Below are 23,028 nucleotides of genomic sequence, written 5' to 3'. Positions count from 1 at the left end.
GCTGACCCTCGACACTTTTTGCATTAGAAAAGGACGGCTTATTTCATGCATCGATCATTATCGCTACGTGCAGTGGTCTGTTTAAGTACGCTCTTGCCCGCATCCATCTTGTATGCCGCGCCAGACGCAGATATTGAGACACTCAAACAAGAGCTTCTGGAACTCAAGCAGCGGTACGAGGTGCAGCAAAAAGCCCTGGCAGTGTTGGAACAACGGGTGCGCCAGGTCGAAGATCAACCGGCCACGCCGGCGCCCAAGCGCCTGGCCAAGTCTCCGGCAGACTTCCAGAAAGGCAACAAGACCGTCGCGGGAACGGGTGCCGCTGCGGCATCCGGCGGCGCGGGCGGTGGCGGCAGTTCTTATGGCCAGTCGCTCAAGGACGATTCGGCCCCTGCGCAAAGCGTGAGCAACCTCTACAACGAAGCCAGCGGCTTCTTCGGGAATGGCAAGTTCAGCTTTGAAACCGGCATCACTTACGCGCATTACGATGCCCGGCAGTTGACCCTCAACGGGTTCCTGGCCCTGGACTCGATCTTCCTGGGCAACATCAACCTGGACCGTATCAAGGCTGATAACTGGACCCTGGATTTGACCGGGCGCTACAACGTCGACAACCGCTGGCAGTTCGACGTCAACGTGCCGGTGGTGTACCGCGAATCGACCTACCAGTCGAGCGGCGCCGGCAACGATGCCACTGCCACCTCTGAAGCAAGCGTAACCCGCGATCCAACCATCGGCGACGTAAACTTCGGCGTGGCGTACAAATTCCTCGACGAAACCCCTACTTTGCCGGACGCGGTGGTTTCGTTGCGCGTCAAGGCGCCTACCGGTAAAGAGCCGTTTGGCATCAAGCTGGTCAGGCAAACCACCAACGACAACCTCTATGTGCCGGAAAGCCTGCCTACCGGTAACGGCGTCTGGTCGATCACACCGGGCATCTCGCTGGTCAAGACCTTCGACCCGGCGGTGCTGTTTGGCTCGTTCTCGTACACCCACAACTTCGAAGATTCGTTTGACGACATCAGCAGTGACGTCAACCAGAAAGTCGGCGGCAAAGTCAGCCTGGGCGACAGCTTCCAGCTCGGCGTCGGCGTTGCCTTCGCGCTGAACGAGAAGATGAGTATGTCGTTCTCGGTCTCCGACCTGGTACAACGCAAAAGCAAGCTCAAGCCTAACGGCGGCGACTGGCAATCGGTGGTCTCCAGCGACGCCAATGCGGGCTACTTCAACGTGGGCATGACCATTGCGGCATCGGATAACCTGACGATCGTGCCGAACCTGGCGATCGGCATGACGGATGATGCGCCGGACTTCACCTTCAGCTTGAAATTCCCGTATTACTTCTAGCGGCATCGGGACACGGAGCGTCCCAGCCGGTGTTCCTTGGCTGCGCAAGGGGACGTTTGACAAAGGAAAAGCCCCGCAACGATAAGGGTCGTTGCGGGGCTTTTCGGTTTACCCGCCCTAGCGGATCTGGTGTTTGTGCAGCAACCGGTAGAACGTCGGCCGGGAAACGCCCAACACACGGGCCGCGACGCTCAGGTTGTCACTGTGCCGGTTGAGCACATCGCACAGCGCCTGGCGTTCGGCGCGGTGCTTGTAATCGTCCAGTGTAGCCATCGGCGAAGAAATTGCCTGTTCGCCTTCCAGGCCCAGATCAACGGCTTCGATCTGCCGCCCTTCAGCCAACACCAGGCCACGCCGTACGCGGTTGGCCAGTTCACGTACATTGCCCGGCCACGGGTGTTGCCCCATGGCGACCAGGGCGCCCTCGCTGAAACTGCGCGGGCGCCGGCCGGTTTCCTGGCTGTAGAAGCGTGAAAAGTGATTGGCCAACATCGCCACATCACCGTGGCGTTCGCGCAGGGGCGCGGTGACCACTTGCAGCACATTCAGGCGGTAATACAGGTCTTCGCGAAACGTGCCCTTGGCCACCGCCGCTTCCAAGTCAACATGGGTCGCCGCCAGCACACGCACATCCACGGGGATGGGCTGGCTGCCGCCGACCCGTTCAATCTGTTTTTCCTGAAGAAAGCGCAGCAGGTTGGCTTGCAGTTCCATCGGCAAATCGCCGATTTCATCGAGGAACAGCGTGCCGCCGTTCGCCGCCTCGATCCGCCCGACCTTACGCTGATGGGCGCCGGTAAACGCGCCTTTTTCATGGCCGAACAGCTCAGACTGAATCAGGTGTTCGGGGATCGCCCCGCAGTTGATCGCTACAAACGGCTTGGCATGGCGCTGGGATTGCCGATGCAGGGTCTTGGCGACCAGTTCTTTACCCGTACCGCTGTCGCCGCGAATCAGTACCGGCGACTCCGTGGGCGCCAGCTTCGACAATAGTTTGCGCAACTCGCGGATCGGCCGGCTGTCGCCAAGCAATTCATGTTCGGGCTCGTTGACCGGGGCATGGCCCTTGCCTCGCAGGCGCGCCATGCCAAAGGCGCGGCCCAGGGTGACCTGCACCCGGGAGACATCGAATGGCAGGGTGTGGAAGTCGAAGAACCACTCGCAGACAAAATCACCGACGTTCTGCAGGCGCAACACTTCCTGGTTGAGCACGGCGATCCACTCGGTACCACTGCGGCTGATCAGCTCCTTGACGGCCTCGGGACGCTCCAGGTGATAAGGCTGCAAACGCAGCAAGCCCACATCGCAGGACCGGTCTCCCACCGCTTCCAGGGTACAGCTGTCCACCTCCCACCCGGCAGAGCGCAGGCCAGGCAATAGCGCATGGCAGTCATCGCAGGGATCGACCACAAGCAAACGGCGCTGGACAGGTGTAACAACCATGACTATTCCTTGGCGCCAAAAATAGTAAAGTTATTTAGAAACAACAGTTTGTGACGCCTGGCGATAACACTAGCAAGGTATTGACGCGGCGCTTGTACCATTTCGCTATAAGTGCGGGCAAAAAGCCATCTGCCTGCGATTCCGGGTAAAAAGTTGCTTCGCCTGGAGACTTACATTGCGCTTTCAAAACAGCCGCTTACATGACTTCAATCAGGGAAAGTTGAAAATTGTTGCTCTAACATGTGACCCGTACCCCATCATCGTGCATCAGTACAAGTAACCGCCGCACGGACTGCCCAACCGCCGGCACTTAATTGAATGGGCAATGAGAGAGAAGACCCACATGAACGCCCCGCTCCGCATCAACGAAGCTCTTTTGATCGCAGACCGTGCTTTCCAGCCCTTTCAGTGTGTGGCCTGGCACGATGGCAATGGCGCCCTCAGCCTGAGCGTCGTCGACCGCACCAACAAACGTATCGGCCGCAAACAGCTGTCGTCGAGTGCCTACACCGACCCGGCACAACTGGAAGACTTGTTGTTGCAAGCCCGCGCCGAACTCGACAAAGATGGCTACCAGTTACAGTCCTGGGCAATGCCCAAGTAAATCGGCGCGGCAACTTCCGATCATTGCCCCATTGCAAAACAATGATCGGAAGTTCGCTGTTAGAGTACAGGCGGTTTAACTTTTCGCCCTGACTGCGCCGCAAGAATAAACCGTTCGATCGCTTCGGCTGCACCGTCTTCGAGATTACTGCCGGTGACAACATTGGCCTGGCGCTTGACGCTTTCTTCAGCCTGCCCCATGGCAATCGACAACCCCGCCACCTGAAACATCGCCGGGTCGTTGCCGCCGTCGCCGATGACCGCCGTCTGCTCCAGCGGCACCCCGAGGTGCGCCGCCAGGGTCTTCAAGGCTTCACCCTTGTTGGCCTTCATCGCCGTCACATCCAGGTAGATCGGTTGCGAACGCGATACCTGGGCCAGCCCCTGCACCTTGGGCTGCAATTGCGCTTCAAGTTCCACCAGCAATGGCGCGTTGCGGCTGGCGGCGACGATCTTGTCGACCCGATCCAGGTACGGCTCAAAACTCTCGACCACTCGCGGCCCATACCCCAAACCAGCAGCTTCCACCGCTACCATGGGGCCGGACGGATCGCGCCGCAGCCATTCACCGTCGGCAAACACCCAGACTTCCACGTCCGGCACCCCGGAAAACAGCGCCAACGTCACCAGCGCCGCCTCCGCGGGTAAATAATGCGCCACCAGCACAGTGCCATCAGGGTTGACCAACGTGCCGCCATTGAAGCCGGCCACGGGCACGTCGATGCCGAACGCTTCGATCATCTGCAACATCGCCTTGGGCGGGCGTCCGCTGGCCAGGCTGAACAGTACCCCGGCAGCGCGCAAGGCACGCACCGTGTCGAGGGTGCGCTGGGTCGGGGTGTGATCAGGACGCAGCAAGGTGCCGTCCATATCACTCAATACAAACCGGACGGGATGGATCGCTGCGTCACTCATCCGAGCGAATGCCAGGCACGGCCATCGCGGGCCAGCAACGCATCGGCCGCCGCCGGACCATCTTCACCGGCCTTGTAGGCCTGGATCCCGTCGTCCTCTTTCCACGCATCGAGAAACGGCTGCACCGCACGCCAGCCGTTTTCGATGTTGTCGGCGCGCTGGAACAAGGTCTGGTCTCCGGTCATGCAGTCGTAGATCAAGGTTTCGTAACCGGTCGACGGTTGCATCTCGAAGAAGTCCTCGTAGGCAAAACCCAACTCGATATTGGCCATGTCCAATGTCGGCCCGGGCCTTTTAGCCAGCAGGTCGAACCACATGCCTTCATTGGGCTGGATCTGGATCTTCAGGTAGGTGGGCTTGAGCTCATCGACCTCGGTATCGCGAAACTGTGCATACGGCGCCGGCTTGAAGCAGATCACGATCTCGGTGTCGCGAATGCTCATGCGCTTGCCGGTACGCAGGTAGAACGGCACGCCGACCCAACGCCAGTTGTCGATCATCACCTTGAGGGCGACAAACGTCTCGGTGCTGCTGTCGGGCGCCACGTTGGCTTCCTCGCGGTAGCCGGGCAGCGCCTTGCCACCGATCTCACCGGCGGTGTATTGCCCGCGCACCGAATTGGCCCGCGCATCTTCCAGGGACCAGGGGCGTACAGCCCCGATCACCTTGGCCTTCTCGCCCCTTACTGCATCGGCGCCAAACGCCGCCGGTGGCTCCATGGCCACCATCGCCAGCAACTGGAACAGATGGTTGGGCACCATATCGCGCAAGGTGCCGGTTTTTTCGAAGAAATTACCCCGGGTTTCCACGCCCACCGTTTCCGCCGCGGTGATCTGCACGTGGTCGATGTAATGGTTGTTCCAGAACGCTTCGAACAGCACGTTGGAGAAACGACTGATCAAGATGTTCTGCACCGTCTCCTTGCCCAGGTAATGGTCGATGCGATAGATCTGCTTCTCGCTCATCACTTTGAGCAGGCTGGCATTCAGCGCTTCGGCAGTGGCCAGGTCGGAGCCAAAGGGCTTTTCGATCACCACGCGGCGGAAGCTGTCATCGGTTTCCGTCAACAAGCCGGCACTGCCCAGGCGCTGCACCACTTCACTGAAGAAGCGCGGCGCGGTGGCCAGGTAGAACACCGCGTTGCCGGTGCCACTGTCGGCGATCTTCTTGCCGATGTCGGCGTAGGTGCTGTCGTCGAGGAAGTCGCCCTCGACGTAGCTGATGCCCTTGGCCAGCTGCGCCCACAGTTTTGGGTCCAGGGCATTGTCGGCGTTACCCCTGACCTTCCCGGCAGCTTCGGTGCGAATGAAGTCCTCGAGTTTCTTGGCGAAGTCGGCATCGCTGATGGCGTTGTGATCAACGCCGACAATGCGCAGGCCATCGCCCAGCAGGCCGTCACGGCTGAGGTTGTACAGCGCCGGCATGAGCAGGCGCTTGACCAGGTCGCCGTGGGCGCCAAACAGAAACAGGGTGGTGGGAGGAGCGGGTTCGGCCTTGGTTTTTTTGCCGTTGGCGGTCATTTTTTGGAAGTCTCCACATGACCACCAAAGCCGAAGCGCATGGCAGACAGCATCTTGTCACCGTAGGTGCTCTGCTGGCGGGAACGGAAACGCGCGAACAGCGACGTGGACAGCACCGGCACCGGCACGGCTTGCTCCATGGCGGCCTCGATGGTCCAGCGGCCTTCGCCACTGTCGGCAACGGAGCCGGAGTAGCCGTCGAGTTTCGGGTCGGTGGCCAGGGCATCGGCGGTCAGGTCCAGCAACCAGGACGACACCACGCTGCCACGGCGCCAGACTTCGGCGATATCGGCAACGTTCAGGTCAAAGCGCTGGTCTTGCGGCAGGTTTTCCGAGTTCTTGGTCTTGAGAATGTCAAACCCTTCGGCAAACGCCTGCATCATCCCGTACTCGATGCCGTTGTGGATCATCTTGACGAAGTGCCCGGAACCCGCAGGGCCCGCATGGATATAGCCATGCTCGGCGCGGGGGTCAGCGGCAGCGGAGCGGTCCTTGGTGCGCGGGATATTGCCCAGGCCCGGCGCCAGGCTGGCGAAGATCGGGTCGAGTCGCTGCACGGTCTCGGTGTCGCCACCGATCATCATGCAGTAACCGCGCTCCAGCCCCCAGACGCCGCCGGACGTGCCGACGTCGACATAGTGCAGGCCTTTTTCCGACAACGTCTTGGCGCGACGAACATCGTCCTTATAGTTGGTGTTGCCGCCGTCGATGATCACATCACCGTCTTCCAGCAGTTCGCTCAACTCATTGATGGTGTTTTCAGTGGGGTCGCCTGCCGGCAACATGACCCAAACGGCGCGAGGCTTTTGCAGCCCGGCAACCAGGGCTTTCAAGTCGGCGACGCCGGTGGCGCCCTCCTCGCTCAAGCCTTTGACAAATGCTTCGTTACGGTCGTAAACAACGGTGGTATGCCCATTGAGCATCAGGCGCCGTGCAATATTCCCGCCCATGCGGCCTAGTCCGATAATCCCCAGTTGCATGTGCTGATGCTCCTAACTACTCAAAAAATGTGTGCCTAGTTTATAGCGCAATGAAGCTATTGAGGGTTAGTCCAGCGCGGATGGCGGTAGTTTCATGACAAAAAAGTAGCCATCGTTTCACCATCACGCCGACAAAAGTCACACGACCATCAAAAATAAAAAAGTTCCCTTGATACGAAAAAGAATTCAGAATTGCTTCCGACTGATGCCGAGAACCTCGAATCAAGCGTTCTGGCGTCGCGATCTACCGGCTATTTGCGAGGTAAGCAATGAGCACAGCACAGATGAACCGCCCGGCACAGACCCTCTACGTCACCATCCGCCGCGATGAGTTGCGCCAACTGAAGGACGAACGCGATCAACTGCTGATGCAAGTCGCGCAGTTGCAGATGCAATTGCAAGGCCCCAGCGCCGTCGCACTGGCAGCCCCCGCCCACGGCTGAGCCCAGCGGGCATACAGGGGTAAAAACCGCTGTGCCTCTCGCTCCCGGATACCACTGCTGGCGATAACCGCCATCGGCTCTGCGCTTCGCGAAGTTGGTCGTCACAACCGGTCTCGTACCTGAGGCCCGCCAACTTCAAATGCCCTTCGCCCAAGGTCCTCACACCCCGGCGTCCTGAGTGGAAGCGCTTCTCCACCCGCCGTTCGAATCCCTCGATCAATTCCGGCCCTTTGCAGCGGGCGGTCTTATCCGTCCACGCCCAAATGTCGAGCCTCACCGCGAAACGCGGCAGATCAGCCAGCGGCGCCTGGATCAGTACCGGGCTCGAGAGAGGCAAACACCGCATCTTAAACTCACAAACTTTTCACACCCGACTGTCGATACTGCGCCGGATGAATGTCCGGTCTGCGGATCAAAACCCGTGCGGGTACCGCTAACCGATGATTGAATTTAAGTTTGCTGGAGCGCTGGATGGCGATGTTCAAACGCAGCACCAAGTCTGCGAAAGGCTTTGATTGGGCCGGCCTTGGCTGGTTATTTCTGTTTTTCTGGTACTTCTCGGGTATTACCCAACTCCTCATACAACTGACCGGCACCTCCGGTTTCAGCGGCTTTCGCCAAGCCTTCTTCATGAGCGCACTGTGGCTCGCGCCGATGTTGTTATTCCCGCGCCGCACCCGCCTGCTCGCCGCGTTGATCGGTGTGGTGCTGTGGGCCTGTTCCATGGCCAGCCTGGGTTATTTCTTCATCTACCAGCAGGAATTCTCCCAAAGCGTCATCTTCATCATGTTCGAGTCGAACATCTCTGAAGCCGGTGAATACGCGACCCAATATTTTGCCTGGTGGATCGTGCTGGCGTTCATCGCCCATACCGCCCTGGCCGTGTTCCTGTGGACGCGCCTGCGCCCGGTGTACCTGCCCCGTGGCCAATCGATACTGGCGGCGACGGCAATTGTGCTGGCCGTCGTGGGCTACCCGCTGGTCAAGCAGATCGCCACGAGCGACAACATGGAACAGGCCATCGACCGCTTTGAAACCCGCGTCGAACCGGCCGTGCCATGGCAGATGATCGTGGCCTATCGTCGCTACACCGAGCAGCTCGACAACATGCAGGGCATGCTCACCAGCGCCAGCCAGATTCCGCCCTTGAAGAACCTCAAGGACAGCATGGCCAACCAACCGTCGACCCTGGTATTGGTGATCGGCGAGTCCACCAACCGCCAGCGCATGAGCCTCTATGGCTACCCGCGCAACACCACGCCCGAGCTGGACAAGCTGCGCGACCAACTGGCGGTATTCGACAACGTCATCACCCCGCGCCCCTACACCATCGAAGCGCTGCAACAGGTGCTGACCTTCGCCGACGAAGAAAACCCGGACCTGTACCTCAAGACGCCGTCGATCGTCAGCATGATGAAACAGGCGGGCTACAAGACCTACTGGATCACCAACCAGCAGACCATGACCAAGCGCAACACCATGCTCACGACCTTTTCCGAACAGGCCGACGAGCAGGTGTACCTCAACAACAACCGCAACCAGAACGCCCGCCAGTATGACGGCGACGTACTGGAGCCATTCGCCAAGGCCATGGCCGACCCGGCCGAGCGCAAGTTCATCGTGGTGCACCTGCTGGGCACGCACATGAGCTATCAGTACCGTTATCCGCCGACCTTCGACAAATTCACCGATCGCCAGGGGGTTCCGGCAGGCATCAGCGACGCCCAGCTGCCCACCTACAACAGCTATGACAACGCCGTGCTGTACAACGACTTCGTAGTCTCCAGCCTGATCAAGAGCTACGCCAAGACCGACCCCAACGGCTTCTTGCTGTACCTGTCCGACCACGGTGAAGACGTCTTCGACTCCGCCGGCCACAACACCCTGGGGCGCAACGAAGGCAAACCCACCGCACCGATGTACACCATCCCGTTCATGGCCTACGCCTCTCCCAAGTGGCGCGAAACCCACGACTGGAGTTTTGCCAGCGACCTGCAACGCCCCTATAGCAGCTCGCAGTTGATTCATACCTGGGCAGACCTGGCCGGGCTGAGTTTCGATGAGCTGGACCGCAGCAAAAGCCTGGTCAGCGACAGTTTCAAGCCGCGCCCGCTGCTGATCGGCAACCCTTACGAGCGCCAGCAGAAAGCCTTGATCGACTTCAGCCTGATCAAGCCAAAGAAAGCTGACGGGGCAGAAGTCGTAGCGAAGTGACCACCAGCGTCGCCCCGGTGACGATAACAATCATTCTCGTTTAAGCCTAAAGTTTCACGCCTCCTTTCGTCTTTGAGCCAAGGCCTTTTCTTACTGAGAAGGCTTCAAAGACGACAAGGAGTCTTCCGCGATGTTCGCGCCTCTCACCCGTTCCATGACCGTCACCCTCGGCCTGTTCAGTATCGTACTGAGCCCCGACCTGCTGGCTGAAAACGACCCCGAGCAAACACCCGCCACCGCGTTGGAGCTGGGCAGCACCCGCGTCACCGCCGAAGGCCTGGGGGCCACTACCGAGCACACCGGGGCCTACACCACCGGTTCGATGAGCACCGCCACGCGGCTGAACCTATCGATCAAGGAAACCCCTCAATCCATTTCGGTGATCACCCGCCAGCAAATGGATGACTTCAATCTCAATACCCTGACCGACGCCCTGCGCCAGACCACCGGGGTCACGGTGCAGCACCTGGATTCCGACCGTGCCGGTTATTCCTCCCGGGGCTATTCCATCAATAATTTCCAGGTGGATGGCATGCTCAACACGTTCGGGCGCATGAAGTCCGACGCCGACACCATCATTTACGACCGTATCGAAGTGGTACGCGGCGCCACCGGCTTGACCACCGGCGCGGGCGATCCCTCAGCCACCGTGAACATGATCCGCAAGCGCCCGACCGCGCAATGGCAGGCCAGGGCCGGTGTCAGCGGCGCCAGCCATGACAATTACTACAACTATCTGGACGTCGGCGGCCCACTGGGCTTTGAGGGTCGCCTGCGCGGGCGTAGCGTCATGGCCTACCGCGACAGCCAATCCTTTCGCGACAATTACGCGCTGCAACGGGAAGTGGGCTACGGGATCCTCGAGGCTGATTTGACGGACGATACCGTGGTGGCGGTCGGGTTCGATTATCAGAACAAGCATGTGCAAGGCACCTCCTGGGGCACCCTGCCTTACTGGAACAGCGACGGTGGTAAAGCTCGGCTGTCACGCTCGGCCAATATGGCCGCCGATTGGAGTTCCTGGCCGCTGAAGGACCAGACCACCTTTGCATCCGTCGATCACAAGCTGTCCGCCGACTGGCGCCTCAAGGCCGCCTACACCCACCGCCAGAGCGACACCGATGGCAAGGTGTATTACGGTGGCGCGGGATTCCCTAATGCCGATGGCAGCGGCATGACCGCCTGGACCAACCAGATGGTCGGCACCTCGAAAATGGACGTGGTGGATTTCAACCTGGCCGGCGCCTATTCGCTGCTGGGCCGCGAGCATGAATTGATGGTGGGATATGGCGAGTCGCAGCAGCGCGACACTTCGCCCTTCCAACGCAATCGCTCTCCCGCCGATTACGTCACCATCCCTGATTGGCAACACATGGGCGGTATCGCCAAATTTCCCGACCGCACCACCGGGCTCAAAGGCTCCCACTCCAGCAAACAGCAGAAAGCCGGCTACCTGGCCACTCGCCTGAGCCTGACCGACAAGTTGCACGCCGTGCTGGGCAGCCGCTATGGCAGTTGGGAAATCGAAAGCGTCGCGCCAGAATACGATGCCAACAACCAACTGACCCTAGCCCCCAAGACCCGTCAGACTCACAACGACATGTTGACCCCGTATGCAGGGCTGCTCTACGACATCACCTCGCAGTACACGCTTTACGCCAGCTACACCGATATCTTCAACCCACAGGATGAGCGCGACGCCAGCCGCAAGTACCTGGAGCCGGTGGTGGGCAGCAATTACGAGGTGGGCCTCAAGGGCAGCCTGCTGGACGAGCGTTTGAACCTGGCCGCCGCCTACTTCTGGAGTACCCAGGACAACGTGGCCGAGTTGGACAACAGCGCCGAGCCCGACCGGGAAACGGGCGAGCAGTTCTACACATCCGGCGGCAAGGGCAACCAGGTGCAAGGCTTTGAAGTTGAAGTGTCGGGCGAGGTCATGCCGGACTGGAACCTCACGGCGGGCTACACCTACACCCATTCGCTCAACGGCAACAAACAGCGCAGCAACACTGACCAGCCGATGAACCTGTTGAAGCTGTCCAGCACCTATCGCCTGCCGGGCGAATGGCGCGGATTGACGGTGGGCGGTGCGGTGAACTGGCAAAGCGACTTCTACGCATTTGCCGACCGTCCGATCGGCGGTCGCGACGCGGACGGCTACCTGATCACCGAATCAACGAAGATCACACAGCAGGCTTATACCGTGGTCAATCTGATGTCTCGCTATCAATTCGACGAACATGTTTCGGCGTCAGTTAACGTCAACAATTTATTTGATGAAAAATATTACGAGCGCGTCGGCTTTTATAATGGTGTGTATTGGGGCGAACCCCGCTCGATCACCTTGGCATTGGACTGGAGACTGTAAGACTTTTTAACCCGAAGTTAACGAAAATGTTAACTTCGGGGGCAGTTCCGCGTTAATTCCCACTTAATAAGATCACTCCACACTCGCCCCATGAATCTGATCAAGGACAGAGCGGATACCGATCACTCTTAACGGGAACACTGCCATGAAACTCTCCACCCTGATGCTTGCCAGCCTGATGACCCTGACCTCCGCCGCCGCATTCGCAGAAGGCGGCTCAGAGCGTTCGAAGGCGTTTTACAACGACTTCAGTTTCGTCCAGCAAAAACTCCACGGCACCGCCGAACAAACGGAAGTCGCCGACGGCAAGACATTAAAAATCGACTCTGCCGAACAAAAAACGGCCGAGCCACAATCAAAGAGTTAATTAACGCTGACTTAATCCGCAACACCCTGTGCCATTCCGCTCCGTTGGCAAAGGTTTAATAGGCGCCATTTGATGGCGCCTTTTTTTTTCGCCGGTTATTTATTACAGCGGCTTGTTCCAGAACAACATGCGCCCATGGGCCGGATCGAACACCGAGTCGTCAAAACCGAACTTGCGGTAGGCCGACTGGGCCACGGCATTGCCCTCCAGCACTTCCAGGGTGATCTTGCAGCAGCCGCGCTGGCGAGCGATTTCCTCGACCTTGTGCAGCATCTTCTGGCTCAGCCCCAGGCCACGAAATGGATTCATCACCACCACGTCGTGAACATTGACCAATGGACGGCAGGCGAACGTGGAAAACCCTTCAAAACAGTTCACCAACCCGGCCGGTTCGCCACCGACAAACGCCAACACGCTAAAAGCATGGGGGCGTTTCGCCAGTTCCGCCGGGAGTTGGCGCAGCAAGTCCGACGGCAGGCTGTGCCCGCCCCCCATAGGGTCTTCTGCATAGTGGTTGAGCACACGACCAATGGCATCGGCATGCACGGGATTGGTGTAGCTGGCTTGCAGCACCAGAATGTCAGGGGTGTCCATTTCCTTCCTCAATCAAAAACAAAAAAGGGAATTCAGCTCCCTCCGAAGGGCACGATTGTAAGCATGGCGCCGGTAATAGATGAAGGAGATTAACTACAAATACCTGCCTGAAAACGCGAAGGTTATGCCGATCAAAATAGGTTGCCAGGTCATTCCAGGGCCTTTTTCGTACGCTCATACGCCAAAACGCTGTAATTGCATTTCCTGCAATCGGCTCAGGGTGCGACGGAACGGAAACTCCAGGTAGCCTTCGGTGTAGAGGCTTGCCAACGGGACCTTGGCTTCGATGAATAACGGCACCTTGCGGTCGTAGCATTCATCCACCAGCGCGATAAATCTGCGCACGCTGTCATCGTGTACCGAGAGCTCAGGCAATTCGCGATCCCCGGCCACCACGCGCTGGGCAGCGTCCTCGGTGCCACGGGCAATCCGGCCAGGGCGCCTTTGCGCACTGAGGTTGGGCACCTCCCCCAGCAAAATCGCTTTGAAACGGTCGCACAGCAGCATGAAGTCCATGGCGGCCAGGGGTTGTTCGCACAGGTCGGCATAGCGGCACCACAGCACGGTGTCACTGGCCTGCACAGCCACAATCGAGCGGTGCCCAACGCTGACCGCCCCACTGCTCACCCGTTGCCCCTGGCTCAGTTGTTTGAACAGCGTGGCCAACGCCTCCGGTTGGTTGACCCAATAACGCTGCACACCCACACCCGGATGCAGTCGATGATCCTCGCCACCGTCCACCGCCACCACGCGCATATGCTGCTTGATGGCCTCGATACCTGGCAGGAAACGCTCACGATTGAAACCGTCTGCATACAGTTGGTCGGGCGGCTGGTTTGAGGTGCAGACCATGACCCCCCCCTCCTCGAACATGACCTGGAACAGGCGGCCAAGGATGATCGCATCACCAATGTCGCTGACGAATAACTCGTCGAAGCACAGCACCCGCACCTCCCGGCCCAGTTCACGGGCCAGGGCCTGCAACGGGTCGGGAATGCCGGAGAGCTGGAACAAGCGCTGATGCACCCAGCCCATGAAGTGATGGAAATGCTGGCGCCGCGCGGGTACACGCAGGCTGTGGTAGAACTGGTCCATCAACCAGGTTTTGCCCCGGCCCACCGGCCCCCATAGATACACCCCGGTGATCGGTGGGTGGCCCCGGTGCAGGGCTTCGTGACAGGCTTGCAGGGCATCCACTGCCTGGCGCTGGGCGTCATCGGCAACGAAGCCCTGCTGGGCGATGGCATGTTGATAAGCGGCGAGAGGCGAGTCGAAAGTCATGCGCGCCAGTATGACTTACACAGAGATATCCAGCCGTGAAATCTTGCCCTGCTCGTTCAGGCGAAAGGTGTAGCGCAACGCCAGCGGGCTGCCAGGGAAATTGCCCGAGACACTGTTGCTGACCAGCACCTTGCCGGTGCGGTGCTGTACGTTGAGCACCTCGACCCGCGGCTCGTAGCGCCGCCCGGTGTCTTCCATCCAGCGGGCGATGGCAGCAGGACCGACCTGATGCTCGCCCTCATCGAACACGTGGGCATCGTCGGCAAAACAATCGGCGACGGTCGAGGTGTCACCGCTGTTGGTCGCGGCGAGATAGGCAACGATGGCCGGGGCCAGCAGTGAATGGTGACCGGACATGGCACAGCTCCTTCTGAGTGGTTGTGGGGCCATGCTAAGCCAGGGTCGTGTCAGTTTTTGTCAGGAGTGAATGGCCCGGTGTCATTCTGTTCCAGCAATTTACGCCAGGCGCGCAGCCAGTCACTGCGTCGCCCCGGGTAGCGCTCGCCACGGGCTTGCGCGGTGGCGACACGGTCGGTCCGAAAGGTGCGATACGCGCCCCGCAGTTCGCACCAGGCCACGATCACCCGCACCTCATTGAGAAAACCCAGGGCTAAAGGCCAGATCAGGCGTTGACTCTGGGTCTGGCTGGCATCCGCGTAATCGATATGCAGCTTGGCCTGGCTGCGAATGGCCTCGCGAAACACATTCAACGGTACGCGGTTTTCCGGATAGCCGAACCCTGGCGGCCCCGGCAGCAGCGTCGGGTTGCGCAACGCCTCCTGGGCGGCGGGGTCCAGCACATCGGCAATTTTTGCCAGGGCGTTGGCCGCGGCGCGGCTGAGCACATCATCGCCACGCTGATCCACATAACGCAGGCCGAGCACGATGGCTTCAGTTTCCTCGGCGTTCAGCATCAAGGGCGGTAGAAACAAGCCACTGCGCAACACATACCCGACGCCCGCCTCCCCGAAGATCGGCGCGCCCAAGGCAGTCAAAGCGGCGATATCGCGATACAAGGTGCGCTCGGACACCTCCAACTGTGCGGCGAGCACAGCCGCGGTCACCGGGCGTTTCTTGCCTCGCAGGGCCTGGAGCAAAGACAGTAGACGAGTGGTACGCGACACGTTGATCCCGCCGGCAAAAGGAAAAATGTGCAGCAGCTTAGCAGAGCGTCCTGCCAGAAAATGTCAGGAGTAAAAAGCGCCTCATCACACCACAGGCCCACGTGAGAAACCGGTGTGACCGCCCTGATGAGCTTCGTTCTTTAAAGTGTTTGACATAGTTGCCTTAAGCAACAATATTATTGACTCAGGCAACCATAAGAGCATGCGCCATGTCCACATCCTTGCTTGTCGAACGCGCCGGCATCGTGCGCGGCTTCAATCGTTTCTATACCCATCAGATCGGCGTACTGCAGGAGCACCTGCTGCAAAGCGACTATTCCCTCACCGAGATCCGGGTGCTGTATGAGCTGTCGTCGCGCGGCGACCTGACCAGCGCCGACCTGTGCCAGATGCTCAGCCTGGATGCGGGCTACCTGAGCCGGTTGACCAGCGGTTTCGAAAAGCAAGGCTTGATCCAAAAGCTCCGCTCACCCACCGATGCGCGCGCGGTGCAATTGCACCTCACCGAACAAGGCCGCTCCGTGCTGGCACCCCTGGAGCAACGGACCCAGGACGAAGTCATTGCCCTGCTGCAAGCCCTGCCTGAGCCACAACAACAGCAACTGACCGCCGCCATGCAGCGCATTCAATCCTTGTTGCAAGGCACCCCGCCGAGCTACCTGCTGCGTGACCCGCAGCCAGGCGATATGGGCCTGGTGGTGCAGCAGCAATCGGCCTTGTATGCGCGGGAATACCAATGGAACTGGGAGTTCGAAGCACTGGTGGCGGAGATCGTCGCCAAGTACCTGCGCGAGTTCGACCCAACGCGTGAGCGCTGCTGGATCGCCGAAAAGGATGGCGCGGTGGTGGGTTCGGTATTCGTGGTGCGTCATGACGACAGCACCGCCCAACTGCGCATGCTCTACGTCGACGCCAGCGCCAGGGGCCTGGGTATCGGCCAGCGTCTGGTCGATGAATGCCTGCGCTTTGCCCGCGATGCCGGCTACACGCGCATGATGTTGTGGACCATGAGCGCGCTGACCGATGCGCGCAGGCTCTACCAGAAAGCCGGTTTCGAGCTGGAGGAAGAAGAACCTACCCTCAGTTTTGGCAAGGCCCTGGTCAGCCAGACCTGGGCCCGCGCACTGTAAAAAAAAGGGCCTGGAGAACCCAGGCCCTGGCCCTTTTACAGGTCGGTGATTTCCTTGTGGCGTGGCACCAGCGTCTTCATCACGCTCCAGGCCACCAGGTAAGCCAGCGCGCAGATCGCGAACATGATCATGTAGCCGGTGTGGATATCGCCGATGGACTTGTAGTAATCGAACACCCAGCCCCCGATCTTGGTCATCACCACCCCGCCCAGGCCACCGGCCATGCCGCCAATGCCGACCACCGACGCCACGGTTTTCTGCGGGAACATGTCGGACACGGTGGTGAAGATATTGCACGACCACGCCTGGTGCGCCGAGGCGCCCACACCAATCAACAACACCGGCACCCAGAAGCTGATATAGCCCAGGGGCTGTGCCAGCAATACCACCAGCGGGAACAACGCGATCACCAGCATGGCTTTCATCCGCCCGTCATAGGGCGCGTCGCCACGGGCCATGAAGTAGCTGGGGAACCAGCCGCCGCCGATGCTGCCGACCATGGTCATGCTGTACAGCACCGCCAGCGGCATGACGATATCGGCGCCTTTCATGCCGTATTGCGCCGACAGGTAGGTGGGCAACCAGAACAGGAAGAACCACCACACGCCGTCGGTCATGAACTTGCCAAAGGCAAACGCCCAGGTCTGGCGGTAGGTGAGCAACTTGAACCATGAGACTTTCTTCTCGACCGCGCCCGCCATTGCCGGGGGGAATGGCTGCACCGTCTGGTCGCTGCGAATGTACGCCAGCTCCTCGGCAGACAGGCGTTTTTGCTGCTCCGGCTTTTCGTAGACCGCTGCCCACACCGCGACCCAGACGAAGCCGAGCATGCCGATGACCATAAAGGCCGCTTCCCACCCCCACATCCCGGCGATCAGCGGCACGCAAATCGGTGCCAGGATCGCGCCGACGTTGGCGCCCGAGTTGAAAATACCGGTGGCCAGGGAGCGCTCTTTCTTTGGGAAATACTCGGCAGTGGCCTTGATCGCAATCGGAAAGTTACCCGCTTCGCCAATCGCCAATACCGCGCGCGACAGCATGAAGCCGGCGATGGAGACCGGGATCACCGCCAGACCGATCGCCCCGCTCACGGCAGCAATCCCCTCACCCATCGGTACCGAGAACGCATGCATGATGGCGCCGGTGGACCAGATCGCAATCGCGATCACGTACGCCGCCTTGGTGCCGATCTTGTCGACGAACCGCCCGGCAAACAGCATGGAAATCGCATAGACAAACTGAAACACCGCCGCAATGTTGGCGTAGTCGGTGTTGCTCCAGCCGAATTGCGTGGACAACTGCGGCGCCAACAGGCTGAGCACCTGGCGGTCGAGGTAATTGACGGTGGTGGCGAAGAACAGCATCGCGCAGATGGTCCAGCGATAGTTGCCTACAGCTTGGCCAACGCGCTGGGCGTTGATGGGCTCGATCAAGTTCATGGCATCACTTTTTATTTTTGTTAGGTAGGACACATGTAACGTCATATGTCGTCGTACAACTGTGGCTTTTATATCGGGCTGCCTACTCGCTGTCAATGTGAAATATTGAGGCTTTTGTGGGCTATCGCGAGGGGGTGAAAAATGTCAACGCAGCTATGTTGTAGGACAACAAACGCGCATCACCCGGCTCGTCGCTTTGCCGGGCACATCATCGAGCACACCGAATGGCTGCATGCCGACCTTCTCCAGCACACGGATCGACGCCGCGTGGTCGGGCCGCACCAGGCCGAACACCTCCGGTAAACCGAGGGTGTCAAACGCCAGCGCCAGGGCATCGCGTGCCAACTCTGTGGCATAGCCCTGCCCCCAGGCTTCCACGGCGAAGCGATAGCCTAGGTTGATGCGCGGTTGCGTGAGGTAGTTGAACGGCGCAATACCGCCGAAGCCGATGATGTGCTCCGGGGCTTGCCGATGGGCAATCGCCCACCAGCCATAGCCGTGGGTGGCCCACTGTGCGATCCAGTGGTCGAGCAGGTGTTGGGCAGCGGACAGGCTGGGCATGGGCCCGGCGGGATTGAAGAGGTTGGTTTGGGAATCGCCGAAGATCGCAAACAATCGCTGCACGTCCCCAGGCAGTGGCTGACGGTAGACAAGACGGGAAGTGGTGGCGGGCATCGGGATCAGTCCTCTTCAAAACTGTGGCGAGCGGGCTTGCCCCGCGTTGGGCTGTGAAGCAGCCCCAAAACCAGGCGCCTCGGCGTACCTGATGTTTAACCGTTGTGCTGATGGGGGCTGCTGCGCAGCCCAACGCGGGGCAAGCCCGCTCGCCACAACAGGTCCGCTCGGCACGACAGGCGCGCTCACCACAACAGGTCCGCTCGGCACTGGGGAAGCGCCTCCCCCGAAAATCCTGGCGATTGCAGGCAAATTGCGCCCCAGGCAAAAAAACGTAAATAACGGTGAATTATTTCGTGTCCGCTTATATCTGAACTGACAGAGCGGTGCCATCGCAACGATGGCACCTCCCCTGTTCTGTTTTAGAGTGGCCCGCATGAAATTACGTAAGAAAAGCGTCAAACCCATCGGTTTGAAAGACATCACCATCGTCGACGATGCCAAGATGCGCAAGGCGATCACCGCCGCGGCATTGGGTAACGCCATGGAATGGTTCGACTTTGGTGTCTATGGGTTTGTTGCCTATGTGCTCGGCAAGGTGTTCTTCCCCGACGCCTCCCCCAGCGTCCAAATGATCGCTGCCCTGGCCACCTTCTCCGTGCCCTTCCTGATTCGCCCCCTCGGTGGCCTGTTCTTCGGCGCGCTGGGGGACAAATACGGGCGACAAAAAGTCCTCGCCGCCACCATCGTGATCATGTCGTTGAGCACCTTCGCCATCGGCTTGATTCCCGGTTATGCCTCGATTGGCATCTGGGCACCGATCCTGCTGCTGTTGTGCAAGATGGCCCAAGGGTTCTCGGTAGGCGGTGAATACACCGGCGCCTCGATTTTCGTTGCCGAATACGCGCCCGACCGCAAGCGCGGCTTCCTCGGCAGCTGGCTGGACTTCGGTTCCATCGCCGGTTTTGTCCTCGGCGCCGGTGTGGTTGTACTGATCTCCAGCGTCCTGGGCGAAGCCGACTTCGAGTCCTGGGGCTGGCGCTTGCCGTTCTTTCTCGCCCTGCCCCTGGGCCTCATCGGCCTATACCTGCGCCATGCACTGGAAGAAACCCCCGCCTTCCAACAACATGTCGATAAGCTCGAACAGGGCGACCGCGAAGGCCTGACCCATGGCCCCAAGGTGTCCTTCAAGGAAATCGCCACCCAGCATTGGCGCAGCCTGCTGACCTGCATCGGGATCGTCGCGGCGACCAACGTGACGTACTACATGCTGCTCACCTACATGCCCAGCTACCTGTCCCATAACCTGCATTACAAAGAAAACAGCGGCGTGCTGATCATCATCGCGATCATGGTCGGCATGCTGTTCGTGCAGCCGTTCATTGGCTTTATCAGCGACAAGGTCGGGCGCAAGCCGTTCATCATCGCGGGCAGCATCGGCCTGCTGTTTCTCTCGATCCCGGCGTTCATGCTGATCACCAGCGGCAAGATCGGCCTGATCTTCAGCGGCTTGCTGATCCTGGCCATCGTGCTTAACTTCTTCATCGGCGTGATGGCCTCGACCCTGCCTGCGATGTTCCCCACCCACCTGCGCTACAGCGCCCTGGCCAGCGCGTTCAACGTCTCGGTATTGATCGCCGGCGTAACGCCGACCGCCGTGGCCTGGCTGGTGGAAAGCACCAACGACCTGTACATGCCCGCCTATTACCTGATGGTATTTGCCGTGGTGGGCCTGGTCACCGGCCTGACCATGAAGGAAACCGCCAACAAACCCCTGCGCGGCGCGGCACCAGCGGCTTCCGACATGGCAGAAGCCAAGGAGCTGCTGCAAGAGCACCACGACAATATTGAGCAGAAAATCGAAGACATCGACGCCGAGATCGCCGAGCTGGAAGCCAAGCGCCAGAACCTCGTGCAGCAGCATCCGCGCATTAATTAAGACCTTATCGCGCGTGGCGACCAGGGTCGCCACGCCATTGGATTGGAGTGTTGAGCATGGTTCCAAGCGTCACTGCTACACACGCGTTACTCAGCGCCGATGAACGCGCTGCCATCGCCGAAATAGAAGCCACCACCAGCATCCTGCAACTGGTTACCCGCCTGACGGGCATGCGCTTCGCCGGCATCGCCAAATTCACCGACCTGGAATGGATCGTCTGCTCCGTGCACGACCCCCTCGACATGGGCATCCATGTCGATGACGTGCTCGACCTGGAAACCACCCTGTGCAGTGAGTTCTGTATCAACCCCCATACCTTGTTCATCCCGCAAGTCAGCCAGAACGGCCGCTTTGCCGCACGCCCGGTGGTCAAGCAATACGCCATCGAGAGCTACGCCGGCGCACCGATTTTCCTCCCCGACGGCCGCCTGTTCGGCGCGCTGTGTGCACTGGATTCGAGGGCAATGCTGTTCGATGACCCCAACCTGCCGGAAACCCTCAGCCTGTTCGCCCGCCTGATCGGCTGCATCTTCTACGCTAACTTGACGACGACTGAGCATTGATCTCTGACTTGCCGCGCAACGCGGCAATGTCTCGCTTGGGTGGCGCGCCAAACAGGCGGCTGTATTCGCGGCTGAACTGGGACGGGCTTTCATAACCCACCTTGAACGCTGCACGGGAGACATCCTGGTGCTCGTTCAACATCAATCGTCGCGCCTCGTTCAAGCGCAACCACTTCTGGTACTGCAACGGGCTCATCGCCGTCAGTTGGCGGAAGTGATGGTGAAAGGTGGCGGCGCTCATCTGCACCCGCGCCGCCAGTTCCTCTATACGCAGCGTCGCGTCGTAGTTGAGCTTCAGCCAGTCGACGGCCTTGGTGATTCGATAGCCCTGCCCGTCAACCGCACAGATCTGGCGCAGCCGAACCGCCTGGTCGCTCTTGAGCAGCCGGTAATGAATTTCACGGCTGATCAGCGGGGCCAGAACCGGTATCGCTTCCGGCTCATCGAGCAGCGCCACCAGGCGCGCAAAGGATGCAAGCATCCCGTCGGTGATCGCGCCAATCCCAACCCCCTTCATCACCGCGGGTTCACGCAGCGGCGGCAGCTCACTCTGGGCGATCAGTTCGGTCAATACGCGCAGGTCCAACTGGAACGTCAGCCCCAGGCAAGGGTTAGCGGGACTGGCGACCCGCACTTGCGAATTGGCCGGGATGTCCAGGGAAGTGAGCAGGAAACGGGACGTGTCATACGGGTACCCCTCGCCGCCGACCCACAGCTGTTTCTCGCCCTGGGCCACGAGGATGACGCTGGGCTCGACCATGCACACCACTGGCGCCGAAGGATGCTCACGTCGATAAAACCCCAGGCCCGGGATCGGCATGGCGTAGTCGCCGGGTGTCGAGATACGCGAGCCGATGGACTGCACCAGCGTCGCCAGGAGGGAATGATTGATCGTCATGACAGGCTCTTTGCTTTCGTCTCGGAACTGTAGCGCGCCAGCCGTTGGGCGTCCCCGACAAACCTCAAAACTCAGAGGATCAGGCAAGTAATCCAGTGGAACGCACTACAGGACCACGGGCTGCATCGGGAAAATGGGCACACCAACTTCGCCAAGGGAACCGCCAATGAAAAGCCTCTTGTTCGCCCTGGGTTTGTTGGTGACCTCTTTTTCCTCACTGGGAGCCGACATGTCCAACGGTGCAAGTAACTTCTACACCAGCGACAAGGTGAGCGTGGAAAAGGTCACCTTCAACAACCAATACGGCATGCGGGTGGCGGGCAATCTGTTCGTGCCCAAACACCTCGCACCCACCACAAAGAATGCCGCAATCATCGTGGGCCACCCGATGGGAGCCGTCAAAGAACAAAGCGCCAACCTGTACGCCACCAAGATGGCCGAACAGGGCTTTGTCGCCCTGTCCCTGGACCTGTCGTTCTGGGGTGAAAGCGCAGGCACGCCGCGCAATGCGGTGCTGCCCGACCTCTATAGCGAAGATTTCAGTGCCGCCGTGGATTTCCTCGGCAGCCGCCCGATGGTCGACCGTGAACGCATTGGCGTCATCGGCGTGTGTGGCAGTGGCAGCTTCGCCATCAGCGCGGCGAAAATCGACCCACGCCTCAAGGCCATCGCCACGGTCAGCATGTACGACATGGGCGCCGCCAACCGTAACGGGCTCAAGCACGGCGTGACCCTGGAACAACGCCGGCAGGTGCTGCTCCAGGCCGCCAACCAGCGCTATGTTGAGCTCCAAGGTGGCGAAACCCTCTACACCGGTGGTACGCCGCATGTGCTGACCGGCGATGCCGTGGGGGATGAGTTCTACGATTTCTACCGCACACCACGTGGGGAGTTCACCCCGTCCGGAGCCTCGGCACGGACCACCACCCGGCCAACGCTGACCAGCAACGTGAAGTTCATGAACTTCTACCCGTTCAACGACATCGAGACGATCTCCCCACGCCCGCTGTTGCTGATTGCCGGCGCCAATGCCCACTCCCGTGAATTCAGCGAGGACGCCTACGCCCGTGCCGCGCAACCCAAGACGCTGCTGATCGTGCCCAACGCCGGGCACGTGGATCTCTATGACCGAGTCGACCTGATCCCCTTTGCCCAGCTCACCACCTTCTTCCGCACGTACTTGAAATAACCGCCTCGATGCGCGGCCTCACTGTCGAGGCCGACGCTCACACAGAAGGACTCCCC

21 protein-coding genes are annotated in these 23,028 nt (G+C 59.9%); 10 read left to right on the top strand and 11 right to left on the bottom strand.

Annotated features, from left to right (window positions below):
* Positions 1-45 precede the first annotated feature (45 nt).
* Positions 46-1,347: a fibril amyloid transporter FapF gene (fapF, locus tag AC1Q6I_RS29670; RefSeq protein ID WP_102625360.1), complete on the top strand. Its 1,302-nt coding sequence runs from the start codon at positions 46-48 to the stop codon at positions 1,345-1,347.
* 117 nt (positions 1,348-1,464) lie between these two features.
* Here the strand turns inward: fapF and AC1Q6I_RS29665 are convergent, their stop codons facing one another.
* Positions 1,465-2,790 carry a sigma-54 dependent transcriptional regulator gene (locus tag AC1Q6I_RS29665; RefSeq protein WP_102625359.1) on the bottom strand — a complete coding sequence of 442 codons (1,326 nt, stop codon included), beginning with the start codon at positions 2,788-2,790 and terminating at the stop codon, positions 1,465-1,467.
* A gap of 343 nt (positions 2,791-3,133) precedes the next feature.
* Here AC1Q6I_RS29665 and AC1Q6I_RS29660 point away from each other — a divergent pair, with 343 nt between their 5' ends.
* Positions 3,134-3,394, top strand: coding sequence for a hypothetical protein (locus AC1Q6I_RS29660; RefSeq protein ID WP_024075833.1), 261 nt, complete (start codon positions 3,134-3,136; stop codon positions 3,392-3,394).
* Positions 3,395-3,453: 59 nt separating this feature from the next.
* Here AC1Q6I_RS29660 and AC1Q6I_RS29655 read toward each other — a convergent pair whose 3' ends face one another.
* The 3 genes from AC1Q6I_RS29655 to gnd are packed head-to-tail and all read right to left on the bottom strand — an operon-like array spanning position 3,454 to position 6,808.
* Positions 3,454-4,308, bottom strand: a complete 855-nt coding sequence (locus AC1Q6I_RS29655; protein ID WP_102625358.1) for an HAD family hydrolase — start codon at positions 4,306-4,308, stop codon at positions 3,454-3,456.
* The gene (gene zwf / locus AC1Q6I_RS29650) at positions 4,305-5,828 is read right to left on the bottom strand and encodes a glucose-6-phosphate dehydrogenase (RefSeq protein WP_024075835.1); all 1,524 of its coding nucleotides are present in this window, start codon (positions 5,826-5,828) and stop codon (positions 4,305-4,307) included. Before zwf ends, AC1Q6I_RS29655 begins: the two co-directional genes overlap by 4 nt.
* The gene (gene gnd, locus AC1Q6I_RS29645; RefSeq protein WP_024075836.1) at positions 5,825-6,808 is read right to left on the bottom strand and encodes a phosphogluconate dehydrogenase (NAD(+)-dependent, decarboxylating); all 984 of its coding nucleotides are present in this window, start codon (positions 6,806-6,808) and stop codon (positions 5,825-5,827) included. The genes zwf and gnd overlap by 4 nt, the downstream gene beginning before the upstream one ends.
* A 269-nt stretch (positions 6,809-7,077) precedes the next feature.
* Here gnd and AC1Q6I_RS29640 point away from each other — a divergent pair, with 269 nt between their 5' ends.
* From AC1Q6I_RS29640 to AC1Q6I_RS29625, 4 genes are all read left to right on the top strand, one after another.
* Entirely contained in the window at positions 7,078-7,251 is a 174-nt protein-coding gene (locus AC1Q6I_RS29640) for a DUF6026 family protein (protein ID WP_024075837.1), read from the top strand.
* 471 nt (positions 7,252-7,722) lie between these two features.
* A complete protein-coding gene (locus AC1Q6I_RS29635) occupies positions 7,723-9,465 on the top strand; it encodes a phosphoethanolamine transferase CptA (protein ID WP_102625357.1) in 1,743 nt (580 codons plus the stop codon).
* Between the two features lie 130 nt (positions 9,466-9,595).
* Positions 9,596-11,833 carry a TonB-dependent siderophore receptor gene (locus AC1Q6I_RS29630; RefSeq protein WP_102625356.1) on the top strand — a complete coding sequence of 746 codons (2,238 nt, stop codon included), beginning with the start codon at positions 9,596-9,598 and terminating at the stop codon, positions 11,831-11,833.
* A 145-nt stretch (positions 11,834-11,978) separates the two neighbouring features.
* Positions 11,979-12,200, top strand: a complete 222-nt coding sequence (locus tag AC1Q6I_RS29625; RefSeq protein ID WP_024075840.1) for a hypothetical protein — start codon at positions 11,979-11,981, stop codon at positions 12,198-12,200.
* A gap of 102 nt (positions 12,201-12,302) precedes the next feature.
* On the opposite strand, the gene AC1Q6I_RS29620 is transcribed toward AC1Q6I_RS29625, so the two are convergent.
* The 4 genes from AC1Q6I_RS29620 to AC1Q6I_RS29605 all read right to left on the bottom strand — a co-directional run bounded on the left by AC1Q6I_RS29620 (position 12,303) and on the right by AC1Q6I_RS29605 (position 15,199).
* Positions 12,303-12,794 carry a GNAT family N-acetyltransferase gene (locus tag AC1Q6I_RS29620; RefSeq protein WP_024075841.1) on the bottom strand — a complete coding sequence of 164 codons (492 nt, stop codon included), beginning with the start codon at positions 12,792-12,794 and terminating at the stop codon, positions 12,303-12,305.
* Positions 12,795-12,968: 174 nt separating this feature from the next.
* Positions 12,969-14,075 carry a cell division protein ZapE gene (zapE, locus tag AC1Q6I_RS29615; protein ID WP_102625355.1) on the bottom strand — a complete coding sequence of 369 codons (1,107 nt, stop codon included), beginning with the start codon at positions 14,073-14,075 and terminating at the stop codon, positions 12,969-12,971.
* Positions 14,076-14,090: 15 nt separating this feature from the next.
* Positions 14,091-14,432, bottom strand: a complete 342-nt coding sequence (locus tag AC1Q6I_RS29610) for a nuclear transport factor 2 family protein (protein WP_024075843.1) — start codon at positions 14,430-14,432, stop codon at positions 14,091-14,093.
* A gap of 50 nt (positions 14,433-14,482) precedes the next feature.
* Positions 14,483-15,199, bottom strand: a complete 717-nt coding sequence (locus tag AC1Q6I_RS29605) for a helix-turn-helix transcriptional regulator (protein ID WP_024075844.1) — start codon at positions 15,197-15,199, stop codon at positions 14,483-14,485.
* Positions 15,200-15,408: 209 nt separating this feature from the next.
* Here AC1Q6I_RS29605 and AC1Q6I_RS29600 point away from each other — a divergent pair, with 209 nt between their 5' ends.
* Entirely contained in the window at positions 15,409-16,329 is a 921-nt protein-coding gene (locus tag AC1Q6I_RS29600; protein ID WP_069075823.1) for a bifunctional helix-turn-helix transcriptional regulator/GNAT family N-acetyltransferase, read from the top strand.
* A gap of 35 nt (positions 16,330-16,364) precedes the next feature.
* Here AC1Q6I_RS29600 and AC1Q6I_RS29595 read toward each other — a convergent pair whose 3' ends face one another.
* Together AC1Q6I_RS29595 and AC1Q6I_RS29590 are read right to left on the bottom strand one after the other, a co-directional pair.
* Positions 16,365-17,768: an MFS transporter gene (locus tag AC1Q6I_RS29595; RefSeq protein WP_024075846.1), complete on the bottom strand. Its 1,404-nt coding sequence runs from the start codon at positions 17,766-17,768 to the stop codon at positions 16,365-16,367.
* A gap of 153 nt (positions 17,769-17,921) precedes the next feature.
* Entirely contained in the window at positions 17,922-18,443 is a 522-nt protein-coding gene (locus AC1Q6I_RS29590; protein ID WP_024075847.1) for a GNAT family N-acetyltransferase, read from the bottom strand.
* Between the two features lie 376 nt (positions 18,444-18,819).
* On the opposite strand from AC1Q6I_RS29590, the gene proP reads away from it, so the two are divergent.
* Both proP and AC1Q6I_RS29580 read left to right on the top strand, forming a co-directional pair.
* Positions 18,820-20,322 (top strand): glycine betaine/L-proline transporter ProP, encoded by a 1,503-nt coding sequence (gene proP, locus AC1Q6I_RS29585; RefSeq protein WP_024075848.1) that lies wholly within the window; start codon positions 18,820-18,822, stop codon positions 20,320-20,322.
* Positions 20,323-20,378: 56 nt separating this feature from the next.
* Positions 20,379-20,885: a GAF domain-containing protein gene (locus AC1Q6I_RS29580; protein WP_024075849.1), complete on the top strand. Its 507-nt coding sequence runs from the start codon at positions 20,379-20,381 to the stop codon at positions 20,883-20,885.
* On the opposite strand, the gene AC1Q6I_RS29575 is transcribed toward AC1Q6I_RS29580, so the two are convergent.
* Positions 20,860-21,783 (bottom strand): AraC family transcriptional regulator, encoded by a 924-nt coding sequence (locus tag AC1Q6I_RS29575; RefSeq protein ID WP_102625341.1) that lies wholly within the window; start codon positions 21,781-21,783, stop codon positions 20,860-20,862. The two genes, AC1Q6I_RS29580 and AC1Q6I_RS29575, sit on opposite strands and share 26 nt — an antisense overlap.
* 166 nt (positions 21,784-21,949) lie before the next feature.
* Between AC1Q6I_RS29575 and AC1Q6I_RS29570 the strand changes: the two genes are divergently transcribed.
* Complete coding sequence (locus AC1Q6I_RS29570; RefSeq protein WP_102625342.1) at positions 21,950-22,972, top strand: alpha/beta hydrolase; 1,023 nt, start codon at positions 21,950-21,952, stop codon at positions 22,970-22,972.
* Positions 22,973-23,028: the final 56 nt, after the last annotated feature.

Source organism: Pseudomonas sp. MPR-R2A5, from assembly GCF_058793055.1.
This window is presented reverse-complemented; position numbering and strand designations above follow the sequence as displayed.